This window comes from Kitasatospora sp. NPDC022856, from assembly GCF_055561235.1.
The window spans coordinates 1-14,013 of record NZ_JBVHHE010000019.1 but is presented as its reverse complement, the minus strand read 5'-3'; the positions used below and the strand labels follow the sequence as shown (position 1 = coordinate 14,013).

15 protein-coding genes are annotated in these 14,013 nt (G+C 73.3%); 9 read left to right on the top strand and 6 right to left on the bottom strand.

The genetic code is table 11. The features are described from left to right. Nucleotides 1-68 precede the first annotated feature (68 nt). Nucleotides 69-698 (bottom strand): sigma-70 family RNA polymerase sigma factor, encoded by a 630-nt coding sequence (locus ACZ34W_RS24155; RefSeq protein WP_465606958.1) that lies wholly within the window; start codon nt 696-698, stop codon nt 69-71. A 183-nt stretch (nt 699-881) separates the two neighbouring features. Here ACZ34W_RS24155 and ACZ34W_RS24150 point away from each other — a divergent pair, with 183 nt between their 5' ends. Together ACZ34W_RS24150 and ACZ34W_RS24145 are read left to right on the top strand one after the other, a co-directional pair. Beyond that, the gene (locus tag ACZ34W_RS24150; RefSeq protein WP_465606956.1) at nt 882-1,280 is read left to right on the top strand and encodes an STAS domain-containing protein; all 399 of its coding nucleotides are present in this window, start codon (nt 882-884) and stop codon (nt 1,278-1,280) included. A 169-nt stretch (nt 1,281-1,449) separates the two neighbouring features. Further along, nucleotides 1,450-1,920 carry an ATP-binding protein gene (locus ACZ34W_RS24145; protein WP_465606954.1) on the top strand — a complete coding sequence of 157 codons (471 nt, stop codon included), beginning with the start codon at nt 1,450-1,452 and terminating at the stop codon, nt 1,918-1,920. A 73-nt stretch (nt 1,921-1,993) separates the two neighbouring features. On the opposite strand, the gene ACZ34W_RS24140 is transcribed toward ACZ34W_RS24145, so the two are convergent. Continuing rightward, nucleotides 1,994-2,698: a metal-dependent hydrolase gene (locus ACZ34W_RS24140; protein WP_465606952.1), complete on the bottom strand. Its 705-nt coding sequence runs from the start codon at nt 2,696-2,698 to the stop codon at nt 1,994-1,996. Nucleotides 2,699-2,789: 91 nt separating this feature from the next. Then, nucleotides 2,790-3,614 (bottom strand): phytoene desaturase family protein, encoded by an 825-nt coding sequence (locus ACZ34W_RS24135; protein ID WP_465606950.1) that lies wholly within the window; start codon nt 3,612-3,614, stop codon nt 2,790-2,792. Nucleotides 3,615-3,829: 215 nt separating this feature from the next. Between ACZ34W_RS24135 and ACZ34W_RS24130 the strand changes: the two genes are divergently transcribed. Next, entirely contained in the window at nt 3,830-4,240 is a 411-nt protein-coding gene (locus ACZ34W_RS24130) for a hypothetical protein (protein WP_465606948.1), read from the top strand. Nucleotides 4,241-4,620: 380 nt separating this feature from the next. Beyond that, a complete protein-coding gene (locus ACZ34W_RS24125) occupies nt 4,621-5,589 on the top strand; it encodes a helix-turn-helix transcriptional regulator (RefSeq protein WP_329491853.1) in 969 nt (322 codons plus the stop codon). Between the two features lie 60 nt (nt 5,590-5,649). Here the strand turns inward: ACZ34W_RS24125 and ACZ34W_RS24120 are convergent, their stop codons facing one another. After that, nucleotides 5,650-6,006, bottom strand: a complete 357-nt coding sequence (locus ACZ34W_RS24120; RefSeq protein WP_329491854.1) for an STAS domain-containing protein — start codon at nt 6,004-6,006, stop codon at nt 5,650-5,652. Nucleotides 6,007-6,376: 370 nt separating this feature from the next. Here ACZ34W_RS24120 and ACZ34W_RS24115 point away from each other — a divergent pair, with 370 nt between their 5' ends. Next, a complete protein-coding gene (locus tag ACZ34W_RS24115; RefSeq protein WP_465606946.1) occupies nt 6,377-6,832 on the top strand; it encodes a hypothetical protein in 456 nt (151 codons plus the stop codon). Beyond that, complete coding sequence (locus ACZ34W_RS24110; RefSeq protein WP_465606944.1) at nt 6,802-7,236, top strand: hypothetical protein; 435 nt, start codon at nt 6,802-6,804, stop codon at nt 7,234-7,236. The genes ACZ34W_RS24115 and ACZ34W_RS24110 overlap by 31 nt, the downstream gene beginning before the upstream one ends. A gap of 622 nt (nt 7,237-7,858) precedes the next feature. On the opposite strand, the gene ACZ34W_RS24105 is transcribed toward ACZ34W_RS24110, so the two are convergent. Both ACZ34W_RS24105 and ACZ34W_RS24100 read right to left on the bottom strand, forming a co-directional pair. Further along, nucleotides 7,859-8,710, bottom strand: a complete 852-nt coding sequence (locus ACZ34W_RS24105; protein ID WP_465606942.1) for a class II glutamine amidotransferase — start codon at nt 8,708-8,710, stop codon at nt 7,859-7,861. Between the two features lie 877 nt (nt 8,711-9,587). Continuing rightward, nucleotides 9,588-10,325, bottom strand: a complete 738-nt coding sequence (locus tag ACZ34W_RS24100; RefSeq protein ID WP_465606940.1) for an SDR family oxidoreductase — start codon at nt 10,323-10,325, stop codon at nt 9,588-9,590. A gap of 92 nt (nt 10,326-10,417) precedes the next feature. On the opposite strand from ACZ34W_RS24100, the gene ACZ34W_RS24095 reads away from it, so the two are divergent. The 3 genes from ACZ34W_RS24095 to ACZ34W_RS24085 form a co-directional block, all read left to right on the top strand. Beyond that, on the top strand, nt 10,418-11,281 hold the full coding sequence (locus tag ACZ34W_RS24095; RefSeq protein ID WP_465606938.1) for a LysR family transcriptional regulator: 864 nt from the start codon (nt 10,418-10,420) through the stop codon (nt 11,279-11,281). A 1,592-nt stretch (nt 11,282-12,873) separates the two neighbouring features. Then, nucleotides 12,874-13,161, top strand: a complete 288-nt coding sequence (locus tag ACZ34W_RS24090; protein ID WP_465606936.1) for a hypothetical protein — start codon at nt 12,874-12,876, stop codon at nt 13,159-13,161. A 445-nt stretch (nt 13,162-13,606) separates the two neighbouring features. Then, a partial coding sequence (locus ACZ34W_RS24085) for a DUF5994 family protein (protein ID WP_465606934.1) occupies nt 13,607-14,013 on the top strand: 407 nt, incomplete at its 3' end.

Below are 14,013 nucleotides of genomic sequence, written 5' to 3'. Positions count from 1 at the left end.
GTCAGGGACGGTACTCCACCTGTTCCGCCAGGGTGAACTCCGCCGTCGGCACGGGGCCGTGACCCCGCTCACGTCGGGCCGCAGGCCCCCCGCAAGGCCGTGCGGCCCGTCGGCGCCGGCCGGAGGGCGGCCCCGCGCCGCGGTGGCGCGTCGCCCCGGCCGACCTGTCGCCGCCGTTCTCCCGCGACGCCGGGCCCGCTCCGGAAGCACCGGGGCGGGTGCCGGTGATCCTGATCACCCGCTTCGCCGCCGGTGTGACCGACGCCGCCCGCTCCCGCCGCCGCACGGTCGGGAACACCCCGGGACCCCCGAAAGGGGCGCCCGACGGTTCGGCGGGCGCCCCTCCCATGCCGTCCGCGACGGCTCGGGAGCATCGCTCGGGCGTCGGCCAGGAGATCGGCGCGCAGGCCGGCCAGGATGCGATCGAGCAGCCGGGAGACGTGCATCTGCGAGATGCCGAGCTGGCGGCCGATCTCGCGCTGGGTCAGCTCGGCGCCGAAGCGCAGGGAGAGGATGGTGCGGTCGCGCTCCGGCAGGGCGGCGATCGCCGGCTTGAGGGTCTCCAGGCAGAGCATGAGCTCGTAGGCGCCCTCCTCCTGCGCGACCCGGTCCGCCAGCGGGTCGCCGCCGTCCGCCCCGAGGGTCGGGGCGTCGAGTCCTCTGCTGGGGATCATTTGATCAGGTACGAAGCGGCTCACCTGCCCAGCCTCACCCGGATCAGGCCTTCCCTTGCGGAAAGGCCCCACTGTATTCACATTGCCCGCACATTCGGGTGGCACTGCTCGACTGTCCCGCCCGGAGGGCGTACCTTGCGGTCGGATGCCGCCGTACCGTCGTACGGGCTGACACGGTCCCACTCGACAGAAGGAGGACGGAGAGCGATGCCCCACGGCGTCCCCGAGCCGGAACCGGCCCCCCACCAGCCCGGCGAGGACTCGCACACCGTGCGCCTCAGGGCCGATCTGCGAACCGAGGACGGTGCGGTGGTCGTCTCGCCGGTCGGCGAGCTGGACTACGACAGCGTGGCGCTCCTGCGCGCGCAGCTCCACGAGGCGATCGGACAGGCCCGGGAGCGGGTCGTCGTCGACTGCCACGGCTTGTCGTTCTGCGACTCCACCGGCCTCAACCTGCTGCTCAACACCCGCGCCGAAGCGGAACGCGCGCACCTCACCCTCGTCCTGGCCGGCCTGCAGTCCTCGGTCGCCCGAATGTTCGAGCTCACCGGGGCGCAGACCGTGTTCGACATCCGCGCGGACCTCGGTTCGGCTCTCGCCCGATGACGCCGGGTACACCCGGGCGCCGGCGGGGAGACCCGTGGACCGTGCGGCAGCCGTCGGGGGGCGGCGGGGCCCGGTGCACGTCACCGGTGTCTCCTGCGAACCGGCGGGCACACGAGGAAGCAAAGGCCGGTTGCCACCCGGTCCCGGTCGGTCGTCGGAGTGAGGACAGATGAGTGCCAGTGAGTACCGGACGGCGAGCCGGTCGGTGATGCCAGGGATGCCTCCCACCGGCCAGGTCCGGAGGCTGACCCTGGACGGTGCGGCAGGTGCGGTCGGACGCTGTCGCGACCGGACACGGGCCGCGCTGGAGGACTGGGGATGGCTTCCCACCACCGAACCGGACCAGCAGGCCCGGGCCGACGACGTCCTCCTCATCGTCTCCGAGCTCGCCACCAACGCCTGCCAGCACGCCGGCGGGCCGGACCAGCTCGTCCTGTCCGCGAGTGCCGGCATCCTCCGGATCGAGGTGCTGGACGGCTCCGACGAACCGCCGCGGCCCCGGTTGCCGCACGAGCCGACCCGCATCGGCGGGCACGGCCTGCACACCGTCGAGCTGCTGGCCAGCCGGTGGGGGCACCTCCCGCGGGCCGACCGCCCCGGCAAGGCGGTCTGGGTCGAGATCGACCTCCCGCAGGGCTGAGCGGCGTCGGTCGGCGCCGCCGGCCCCGCCGGGGGCGCGCCGTCGTCCGGGCGGGTGGCGGGGTGCCGCCGGCTCAGCTGATCGGCAGGGTTCCGGGGAAGACCGTGCACCAGAGCAGGACGAAGGTCGCGATCGTCATGAGGGGGGCGAGGAACTTCGTCTCGACGCCGTTTCCGGTGCGCTTGATCAGCGGTATCTCGTAACGCCGTCCGTACGGCCAGAACAGCGGGACGCCCCGCCTGGTCAGGAAGTCACCGAGCAGGTGCGCCAGGACGCCCAGGGTCACCGCGCACGGCAGCCAGTACCGGGCGTTCGGCAGCCAGGAGTCCAGGCCGGCCGCTCCGAGGGCGGCCAGGCCGGTGGGCAGTGCCCAGGTCGCCGGGCCGTTGCCGGGCGGGTGCAGGTGCAGGGCCCGCAGGGCCAGCGCCAGCAGGCAGAAGGTCAGGCCCAGGACGAAGCCGCGGCCCAGATGGTCGATACCGGCCCAGGTACCGGCGCCGGCGAGGGCCGCGAACAGCAGCGAGTGGGTCGCGTGGCGATGGCCCCCGCTGACCCGGCCCAGCACGCGGCAGAGCACCCCGGACACCGGCCCGAGGAAGTGGGCGAGCGTGCTGTCGTGGTGGTCCAGGTCGGGCAGGAGGGCGGCGCCGGCGCACAGGACGGTGCCCATCAGGAGGTCGGCGGGCCCGAACCCTGGTCCGACCAGTTCGACGGGGAGATGGCTCGATGCCGCCGCGAACAGCAGCCCTCCGCTCACCGCGTGCGAATGTCCCATCATGGCGCGCCCCCACCTTCGTCGCTCTTCTCGACCGCCGCTCCCCTCGACGGACCCGCGCGACCGGCCGGACCCGCGCCCGACGGCGCGTCGACTACCCGCGATCTTCGTGTCGAAGCGCCCCCGGGCCGCGTGCGGCGTCCGGTGCGGACCCCTGAGTCCGTACCGTCTCCGGCACCGACGACGGGAACGGCTCGTACGCCGCCGCTCCGGGCGCCGGTGCGCCCGCTCCGACGGTCCCCGGGAAGCCGGCCCCGCCCGCCTCTCCACGGCCCTCACCCGCGCCCGTGATCCCTGCCGCGGTAGCGGGGATCGCCGTGCGACCGGCCGGAGCCGGGTTCCCGGGCCGGTGAGGGGGTGTTCGTCGAGGAATACCAGGGTGTCGGCGCCCCACGGGACGAGGGTGAACGCGATCGTTGATCGCGCCGCCGACCAGGCTGGGATCGCGCTCCTCCAGGAGGGGCGGGGTGAGCACGAGCCGGGCGACGATACGGTCCCTGAAGCCCGGGGCGAACCGTTCCACCTGGTCCTCGATCCGCTCCGCCATCGCCTCGGTCTCGCGGGTGTCCCAGCGGCCGGTGATGCCGGCGTCCCCCAGGTCGTCCCTGATCACCTGGGGGACGTGGGTGTAGGCCCAGGCGGACTCGGTGCCGGCGGGGGACCTGCCGGGATCGGGGTTCGTCATCTGCCCCAGGAGCGCGAACGGGCGGCGCGGCAGCCGCCCCGTGCTCAACTGCAGCGCGTAGTCGCTCAACTCGTCGAGGTCGGCGCCCAGGTGCACCGTCCCGGCCGCGGCCGCCTCGGGCGCGGTCCAGGGGACGGGGCCGTCGAGGGCCCAGTCGACCTTGACCGTGGAGAAGTCCCACTGGAAGCGCCGGAGATCCGCGCGCGTCCGGGGCGGCAGGTGCTCCCACCCCACCAGGGCGCCGTACAGGGTCGGCGCCGGAACGTCCGCGAGGACGGCACGGCGGGCCCGGTGGGACTGGCCCGTCGGCGGTGCGCACGCCCAGCGCGCGGCCCCCGCGCACCACCACCTCGTCCGGGAACTCCCGCCGACGGGCCTCCGACTCCCTCCCCGAAGTGCCCTCGGCCGGGCCGTGTCGGCGCGGCCGGTGCTGCCGCTATCGTGCGGGGATGGACATGCGGGTGGAGATCCTGGGGCTGATCACGGAGGCGGAAGAGCAGCTCGGGACGGCAGGGTGGGACCTCACGCCGAGGGACCGGGCGCTGGCCCGCGAGGTGGCCGCCGGCCTCGGGGTGGTCGGCCCGGAGGGCGGCCGGGCGGATGCGGTGGAGCCCCAGCGGCTGGAGCGGCTGCGCGAGGCGCTCGCCGTGCTGGCGATCGGCCTGGCCCGCACCCACGGCCGCCTGGCCTGGTTCCTGGCGGGGTGCAGCGCGGCGCTCTCCCCCGTCCTGCACTGGCGGGCCCTGCCGGCGGGGGACGGCCCGACGTTCAACACCGTCGTCCCCACCGCGGAGCAGTTCACCCAGGCCGAGGAGGCGGTGCGGCGGCTGGCTTCCATGCTCGCCCGGACCAGCGCCTGAACAGTGACGCCCCTGCAGTGACGCCTGAACAGCGATGCCCGGGAGCGCGAGCTCACGCTCTGCCGTACGACCGATGCCGGTCCCGCCGGAGGACAGTGGCCCCGGGGGTGCCCGGCCGGCACCCGAGGGCCGCCGCCGTCCGGCCACAACCCCCGTCGGGGAGACGGAGTTCACTCGGCACGGTGCCCCCTCGGCGGCTGCCGCGCTCCGGCCGGGGGCCGCCTGGCAGGCTCGGCGCCCTCGCCGCCACACGAACGCGCTCTGTCCCCGTACGCCCGGTCCTCAGCTCCCGCGCCGGCGCGGGAGGGGCGGGAGTCGCCTGCGGGTCGCGCTCCCGCGACCTCGTTTCGAGCGCCGGGATTCCCTGGCAGGATCGGGGCATGGAGAGTGTGGACTTCCGCAGTGGCAGCCTGGACGCGACGGAGGCCTTCCTGTCGTCCGCGTACACCCCGATGCGGATCGGTGGATCGGTGAGTGACGCGCAGGTGCGGGTCACCCGTCGAGCGGCGGGCCCGCTGAGCGTGGACCGTCTCGCCGTCAATTTCGACATGGGGTACGACGCCGGCAGCCTGGGCAGGATCTGCCTGGTCAGCATGCACGCCGGGACCTTGGTGGACCGGACGGACGGCCGGGAGACGGTGTACGGCCCGGGGGAGACGTTCCTCCTCGCCCAGCCCGACCTCCCGTACCAGGGCGAGGTACGGTCGGCGCGCTACACCATCGCGATGTTCGATCCGGCCCTGCTGGACCGGATGGCCGCCGCCGGCGGAGCAGCCGGGCCGGGACCGGTGAGGCTGACGGGCTCCCGGGCGGTCACCGAGGCCGGGAACAAGCGACTCGGCGCCGCGATCGCCTACGTGCGCGACGCGGTCCTGAACGACGCGGCGTCCTTCCCGGGCGCGCTGGCCGTCTCCACCGCCGCGCAGCACCTCGCGGCGGTGGTGCTGGCCTCGCTGCCCCACACCGTCAGGACCGCGCCCGCGCGCGTCGACACCCGCGACGCCGACAGCGGCACCCTTCGGCGGGCGGTCTCGTTCATCGAGGACAACGCCCACCGCGACATCGCGCTCGCCGACATCGCGACCGCCGTGAGGGTGACCCCGCGCGCACTGCAGTACGCGTTCCGTCGCCACGCGGGGACCACGCCGCTGGGGTTTCTGCGCCGGGTCCGGCTGGAACGCGCGCACGCGGACCTCGCCGCCGCCGACCCGTACGCCGGGGTGACCGTCACGCAGATCGCCGCGCACTGGGGGTTCGCCCACTCCGGGCGGTTCGCCGCCCTCTACCGCTCGGTGTACGGCCGGGCGCCGTCGCTCGCGCTCAAGGGGGTCGGCGCCGAACGGCGGTGATCGTCGGGCCGGTCGTCGGCCGGTCGTCGGCCGGTCGTCGCCCGCCGTCGGGCCCGGGGGTCAGAACGGCCTGGACGGTTCGGACGCGGGGACGGGCGGCACTCCCAGGAGGGTGTCGGTCTCCGTCAGGCGCAGCAGCCGGCGCAACTGGTCCTGCGGCGCGGCGACCCGGAAGGCGATGCCCAGGCCGACGGCGGTCATCCGGGCCCGCAGGAACTCGTTGAGCCCGGCCGACGCACAGAAGCTCAGCTTGTCGCAGTCCACGACCAGGGCCTGCGGGAGGGGAGGGGCACCGAGTCCGTCGTCCAGCGCGGCACGCAGGACGTCAGCCGTATCCATGTCGGCGACCCCGTCGAGTGCGACCCGCCGCACACCGGGTGCGCTCTGGTGGCTGGCGATGCGAAGTCCGGATTCCACTGATGCCTTTCCCTGAGTGTGGCCGAGTGCCGGTCCCGGCCCACTCTCCCGGTCGGACGCCGTTCGCGCAGCACCGGGAGCGAAGCCTTTCCGCTCGGTGGCAGTCCGGGAAACGAAACGGCACGGCGTCCGGGCGGGCGGTCCGATCGGTGGGCAGGGCGGACCGAGGTTGTCTTGGTACTGGGCTCCTGGGACCCGCGGGGCGCGACGGCCGGGTCGGAGGCAGCGCCCGGGGCCTGCCAGGACCTCGCTCCCGTCGGGCGGGGTGTCGGCGTCGGGCCTGCCGAAAGGCGGCGCCGCCGGTCCGGTCCGTCTTCGTCGGCCCGGTCCGGGTAGGAGCCGGTGTGGAGTCGTTGGTGTGGAGGCCGCCATGGCTGAGGGTCGGCATCGGGCAGCGGGCGTGACGGGTGCGGCCGGAGCACGGGGGTGGTGGCGCGGGGCGACCGCCGTGGTGGACGAGATCTGGCGGCGGGGCCGCGCGGTGGAACTCCTCCAGCGCTCGATGGCCTTCGCCGCGCTGTTCTTCGTCACGCCGGTGCTCCTGTTGATCGTGATCGCGGCGGCGTCGCAGACGCGTGGCGTCGGAATCAGCCGGTGGATCACCGACGGCCTGGGGCTGACCGGCCGCGGAGCGCGGGCCACCAGCGGCCTCTTCGTCTCCCGGGGTCAGATCCTCAGCACCACCACCGGCATCAGCGTCGCCGCGCCGGCGGTCTTCGGGATCTCCCTGATGGCATCCGTCCAGACCGTCTACGAGCGCATCTGGGACCTCGAACGAGGCCCCTGGCACGCCGTGTGGCGGCAGGCCCGGGCCTCGCCGGTCTGACCGCCTACATCCTCGTCGCCGCCTGGAGCGGCACTCCCTGGCGGGAGAGCACCGCGCAGCCGGTCCTGCGCCTCGGGGCCACGCTGCTCGGCGGCGTCCTGCCGTTCTGGTGTCTGCGGCACCTCCTGCTCGGCTCACGGGTGCCGTGGTCGTGGCTGCTGCCCGGAGCTGTGGCCACGATGGCCGCGCCGGCCGGACTGCGGTACTTCTCCCGGCTCGTCCTCGCGCCGCTGCTGGTCTCCAACGCCCTCTCCTACGGGACGGTCGGAACGGTCCTCACCGTGCAGTCCTGGCTGATCGGCGTCGGGCACACCATCTACGGCGGGTCGCTGGCCGGCCGCGCCGTGATGAGGAGGAGGACGGCGGCCCCTGCGGCGGACACCCCCGGCGACGCGGGGCGGTGAGGCCCGGGCACCGGTGGGCCGGATCCGGCCGGTCATCGCCGGCGGCGCGCGGCCGACCGCCCGTACCGACTCGCCAGGCCCGCCGCCGCCACGGTGAGACCGAGTTCGGCACTGAAGAGCAGGATCGTCAGAGCCAGCACCGCCACTGTCGCCATCATGAGGATCGCCCTCTCTCGTCCGGCCGTGCGGCGCCGGACCTCGTGTCCGGCGCCGCACGGGAGCCCGCGTTCCCCGCGCGGCCGGGACCACACGGGCGTCGGCCCGCCGACCGGGGGCGAGATTCAGCCAACCAGGCCGTGGACCGCCTGCTTGAGGCCTCGCCAGGTCTCGGGTAGGCGTGGACCAGGTGATTCTCCGGCCGGGGGCAGTCGTAGGACCTGCCCCGGCGATCCGCGGCCCAGCGGGCACGTGGGGGCCGACGGCCGGAGGGGCGACATCCCGAGCGGCACCGCGTCGGCTCCGCCCCCGGCACGGGGCAGCGGAGCGCAGCGGGTGACGGCATGACGACCCCGACGCGGCTCGTCTCGAACCCGTGCGAGGCGCTGTCGCCGTCGTCGGCCTTCCGGCCGCCGGGCGGGGGCCTCGGCCCGAGTCGTCGTGCCGGGGGCGAACCGGCGCTGTTTCAGGGCCGGACCGGCCGGAACACGTGGATCGAGTCGTGGCCTTCCTGTACGAGCCCGTAGCAGGACTCGGGGACGGGGTTCCAGGCGCCCGGCAGGTCACCGAGGGGCTCGGAGACGATGATGCGGGTCTCCTCGGACACCCGCCGCAGGACGGTGCTGTCCGGATGCAGGGCGCGTAGCGCGTGGACGCTGGTGCTGAAGAACAGCGAACGGGACGCGCGTTCGGTCGAGTAGCGGAACGCCCACAGCCGCCTACCGTCGGAGACGCCGACCGTCATCTGCAGGGCGTTGGGGACGCCGTGCCGGGCGGCGACCGCCTCGACGAAGCCGGCCATGCGCTCGACGGCTCCCGGTACGTCGTCCCGGAGCCCGAAGGTCAGCGCCAGATAGAACATCAGCTCGGAGTCGGTGGAGCCCTCGATGGAGGGGTAGAGGGGGGCGGCGACCTCGAGTGCGAGGTCGCGTTTGAGCTTCGGGAAGTCATGGATCGCGCCGTTGTGCATCCACAGCCACTGTCCGTAACGGAAGGGATGGCAGTTGGTCTGCTGCACCGCCGTGCCGGTGGAGGCACGGATGTGGGCGAGGAACAGCGGCGAGCGCACGCAGTGTGCGAGCTCGTGCAGGTTGCGGTCGCTCCACGCGGGGCCCACCGCTCGGAAGACCGCCGGATCCGTGGCGCCGTCGATGTCGCGCGGCTCGTCCGGATACCAGCCGACGCCGAACCCGTCGCCGTTGGTCGTCTCGACGCCCATCCGGGCGTGGCGGCTCTGGTCGATCAGCGAGTGGGCGGGTTTGTACAGCAACTCCTCCAACATGATCGGGGAACCGGAGTAGGCAAGCCATCGGCACATGTATCTCACCGTCCTCACGGGCAGTGCGGTCACGCGGCTCCGTCGGTCGACTCCTTCCACCGTAGGGCGCGGCGCCGGGCCGGGCGCGAGGAGGTCGGCTCGGGTCTGCCCGTCGTTCCAAGCGGTGCGGGGCCTGCCGGGCTCGGCGTACTCGTGGGCGGTGCACGGCGGGCGGCCACCTCGCCGGCGCCGGGGACCTCAGAACCCCCACCCGGACCGCGGCGATGATCTGGGCGAGGGTGTCCTGGGCGGCGACCGCGTCGTCCAGCACGGTGGAGTCAGGGCCCGCCGGTGCCTGGACTCCAGGACACCGGTGCCCTCGACGACCTCGGCACGGCCTCGGGGAGGTGGTTCGCCGGGGGAGCGACCCGGCCGGCGGCGGCCTCGGCCACGGACCCATGGCCGCCCGGGCCGCGAAAGCGGCCGTCGCCGCCTTTCACGCCTCGGGAGCCACTCGGCCCGACGCCGGCTGGGCCTGTCCGGGCCCCACGCTCAGCGGGCGGACCAGATCGGACAGTCGGCCCTGTGGCGGGTCAGTACGACCACCGTCCCGCCGTCCGTGACCTGCCGGTCGCGCGAGACCGTGCAGCACGCCACCGCCACCGGAGGCACCGCCCGGACGACGGCAGGAGCCTCGTCCCGGTCAGGAATCGCGGTACGCGGCCACACGGGTTCCGCGGTCGGCGGTCCGGGCCTGCGCAGGGAGGCGCGGCGGCCGGCCTGCTCGATGGGTACCCCGAGAGCTCGGGCGCGGGCGTGAAGACGGCGGCGGTCGCGGCGTTCGGACATGGTGACACCATGCACCCTCCCACCCCGTACACGCCAACGCCGCGGGCGTCGCCAGGAAGCCGTCGACCTGTTCGCCTCGGTGGGCCGGTCACCAGGGGACGACGCCGTCGTCCTCGAAGAACGAACCGCTCGGGCCGCCGTCGGGCAGTGTGGCGAGCCGGATCGCCGTAGCCGCGCCCTGTGCGGGGGTTCGGGGTCCGTGGAAGCCTGTGAAGTCGGTGGAGACCAGGCCCGGGCAGGCGGCGTTGACGAGGATGCCGGTGCCGGCGAACCGCCGGGCGTACTGCAGCGTGAGGGCGTTGAGGAAGGATTTCGACGGAGCGTAGGCCGCCATGATCGGACCGACCTCGGTGTCGGGGTCCGCCTGCCGGGTCAGGGAGCCGACGCTGCTGGAGACGTTGACGATGCGTGGGGAGGCGGAGCGCCGCAGCAGCGGCAGCATCGCGTTGGTCACCCGGACGACACCCATGACGTTGGTGTCCACCACCGTGCGGAGCACTTCCAGATCGAGCGCGGTCGGGTCCTGCTCCCACCCGGGGCCCATCTCGCCCGAGATCCCGGCATTGTTGACCAGGGCGTCCAGGCGTCCGGCCAGCCGTTCGACCAGCTCCGCCGCATCGGTGACGCTGCGGTCGTCGGTCACGTCCAGCGGCACCCCGAACGCGTCCACGCCGAGGGCGCGCAGTGTGCCGACGGCGGTTTCGCGACGGGCCTCGTCACGGGCTCCCACGCCCACGCGGTACCCGAGACCGCCCAGCCCGGCCGCTATCTCGTACCCAATGCCCTTGTTCGCGCCGGTCACCAGCGCGATCATCGTTTCGCTCATGCTGATGATGGTGGTCCTCGGACGAAAGGCGTGGCCAACACCGATACGGTGTCCTGTCATACCTGCCGGGTATCACCGCGTAAGCTGCGGCCGTGGACACCCTGGAAACCCGCGAGTTGAGGTACTTCGTGGCCGTCGCCGAGGAACTGCACTTCGGACGCGCCGCCAAGCGCCTCGGCCTGGCCCAGCCGCCGCTGTCGCGGGCGATCCAGCAGCTCGAACGGCGCCTGGGAGTCTGTCTGCTGGAGCGCAACCGCCGTGGTGTCCGCCTGACCGGTGCGGGGGAGGTGCTGCTGCACGAGGGCCGCGCGGCCCTCGACGCGACCGTCGCCGCCGCTCGCCGAACCCGGCGCGCCGGTGGTGCCGACAGCCCCGGCGGCCCCCGCGACCGCCTGGTCCTCGCGGTGAAGGCCGCAGCCTCCCATGAACTGCTGCGGAAGCTTCTCGACGCCTACGCGGCCGAGCCCGACAGTGCCGAGATCGAGGTGCTGCCGGGCGGGATCTGCGAGCAGGAGGAGATGCTGCGCGACGGACGCGCCGATGTCGCGCTCATGTACACACCGTGGAACTCCCTCGCCGGGTTCGACAGCGAGGTACTGGCGGCGGAGGGGCAGGTCGCCGTCCTGCCTGCCGGGCACCCCCTCGCCGCCCGCGAGACCTTGTCGCTGGCCGATGTCAGGGACGTCCCCGGTCTGCCGCTCGCCCGCTGGCCCACCCGCGGCACCTACGCACCCGGCCCCGGCCCCGAGATCCACAACCAGACACAACTGGCCCAGCTGATCGCCCTCGGGCGCACCGTGGCGGTCGTCCCCGACTCCGCCCGCTCCTGGCTGTGGGCCGAGCACGCGGCCGTTCCCTTGGTCGACGCACCTTCCGTGGTGACCCACATCGCCTGGCCCGCGCACAGCCGCTCCCTCGCGCTGGCCGGCCTGGTCCGCACGGCCGCACGGCTGTGACCGGGTCCGAGGCTCCGTGGGTCGTGGCATCAGGAGCGGAGCGGGGCTGGGCCGGAGGGGTGGGGTGCCGTGTAGGACTCCGCGGAGGTCGTCGAGGCCATCCGACAGAATCCGTTGACCTGCAGCGACACCAGCCCGGCGACGTGGGCGTTCCCATCACTCCGAAGATCATTTCCCACATCGATGCCGGGATGGCGGTGGGCCCCCCGGGCCTGATCGGACCGCGCCCCGGGCGGGGGCTGGTCCGGCTGTTCCACGGCTGGCGGCTTCTGGTGTCCACGGTGTCGGTCCGGGCGGGTGGGCGGCGCCTCACCGGCCGTGGACGACGATGCCCTGGGTCGACTTGCCGCTGCCGCTCCGGTCGCCGGTGACCGGGAAGTCGCCGTCGCCGTAGGAGACGGAGGTAGTGGAGCCGTCCGTGGCCCGGGTGGAGACGTTCGACTGGGCCGAGTCGGAGAGGAACCAGCGCAGGACACCGGGGCCTGGGGCGGCATCGTGCTGGAGCGGACGAACTTGATCCAGTCGCCGAGGTCGTCGGTGCGGGTGTCGTAGGCGCCGGTGCGGGTGGTTTCGGTGGAGCCGAGGCAGCCGTTCTGCCAGGAGCGGCTGTTGAGGGCGGCGAGTTCGTAGTGCTCGCCGACCTGCCGTGCTGCTGGACCGGATACCAGCCGGTACTGGTGCGGCCTTCGGGACAGCGGACCTGCCGCGCTGCCCAGGCGATGCGGAAGGCGTTCTTGTCGAAGCCCTCGGCGGCCCGGGCCTGCCGTGAGTGATCGGCCAGTAGCGGGGTGACCATGGTGATGCCCTCGCGAGCGGCGTCGGTGACCAGGTCGGCGGAAGGGTAGCCGGAGTCGAGGTAGTGCTCGCCCGGTGTCAAGTCCCGTTCCTTCAGGCTCTGCTGGAGAGGCGCGGTCGCCTTGACGTCGGGAACGGTCGCCACCGTGGTGTGCACGTCTGTGATCAGCCGCAGCACACCGCCGGCTGCGGCTTCGGCGGGAGAATCACAGGTCTCGGTGAGGTGGACCTTGTAGCCGCACCGGAACAGCTCGTCTCCCTTGGCGGACCAGCGGGCGTGCGGGTCGGAGGGGGAAGCGAGCCGCAGATGGCCGGGCGGGACGCCGTCCGTCTCGGCCTCCCGCTTCCTGACCACCTCCCGTCCCCGTCCGTCGATGTGCCCGTAGTAGGTCTGCACGAAGATCCGCCGCAGTAGTTCGCCCGCCTCGACCTGCCGCAGCCACGCGGGCGCGGTGGGTTCGCGCACCGCGTGCAGCAACTGAAGCGCGTCCTGGCCGCAGACCTCGGCCAGCCGGTCCCGTTTCGTCTTCGACGCGGGCAGCCGCCACGAGTCGACCCGCGCCGCATACCGCAGTTCCCACTCGGCCACCGGCACCGTGCGCGAGCCAGCCCGGAGCCGCGACGGCCAGCGCCTCCAGCGCCGCGCGCTCTCTCTCCCCGGCCAACTCCAAGCGGTTCAGGTCCCGCACCGCGCTGATGACATGCGTGGAATCGGTGCGCTTCTTGCCCCCTGCCGCGATCAGCCCCTCCCGGCGGCAGTGCTCCACCAGCCGGTCGAAGACCAAGCGCTCCATGCCGTGCTCGACCAGCCGGGCCCGGAACTTCACCAGCACAGTGAAGTCGAAGCCGGGATCGGCGAGTTCCAGGCCGAGCGCGTACTTCCAGTCGATCGCCCGCACCGCCATCCCCGCAGCCTGGCGGTCGGTCAGGTTCTCAGCGCCAGCATCCCCGGCGACAGTCCCGGCGCCCCAGGCGCCCCGAACGCCGGCGCGAACGGCTCGTCCGAGAAGACCTCCGCCAGCTTCTCCCGCACCCGCATCGCCAGCGTCCCCTTCGGGAAGGCCGCCGCGACCAGCGCTGTCTGACCTGGGACCTCCGGCAGCCCCGCCGCCTGCATCGACACCCACACCACCCCCGCCACCGCCTGCCCACGAGACGGCCACAGGAGTGATCATGCCGCAGTCAGCCCAACCCGCAGCCAGAATTCAGCAACAGAGTCACCTGGCCGGCGATCAGCCCCCGGGGCGCGGCGGGTGCCGGTCGCGGATGTCTCACGTCCGCCGCCTACGACCGCCGGGCCGACGTCGGCCTATGGCTCGGCGTCCAGGCCGTCGTCGTTCCACCCTGCTCGGATGCGACGACGCGGCAGGAGGCCTCACAATCAATCATGCGAGGTTCGGACGATACGAGGAGTAGCCTGGGCATCACCGAAGGTACTTCGCATGCCGGCACTTGACACCGGCGTCATCTCCGGCGAACGGCTATGCCGGATCCGGGCCCCGCTCGGGTTCGGAGACAGGCCCATCGATCATGACTGCGATCCTCGACCGTGCGCCGACCACCTCTGAATCCGCCCTGCGGCTCTCCCTGGCGCCCGGCGGGCGGGCGGGTCGGCTGGACGGGGCCTGGTGGCCTCGGTCTCGTGACCTTCTTCTCGAACTCCCCGACCTGGCCGCGGCTCTCGACAAGCAGTGGGGCCGGGTCACCCGGATCACCGTGAACCCTGCACAGTGGCCGGTCATCCCCCGGCGGATCCCGGTCGCGGGCCACACCGTCCACGCGGGCTGGTTCACCCTCGAACAGGACGAGCACGTGGTCACGGTCTGCTCGTACGCCCCCCGTCGCCTAATGGGAGCTATGGAACCGGGGAATGCTCAGTTCCATAGCCGCCAGCAGGTGAGCACTATCGGCGCCGGAACCGTTCGAGTTCTGGGTTC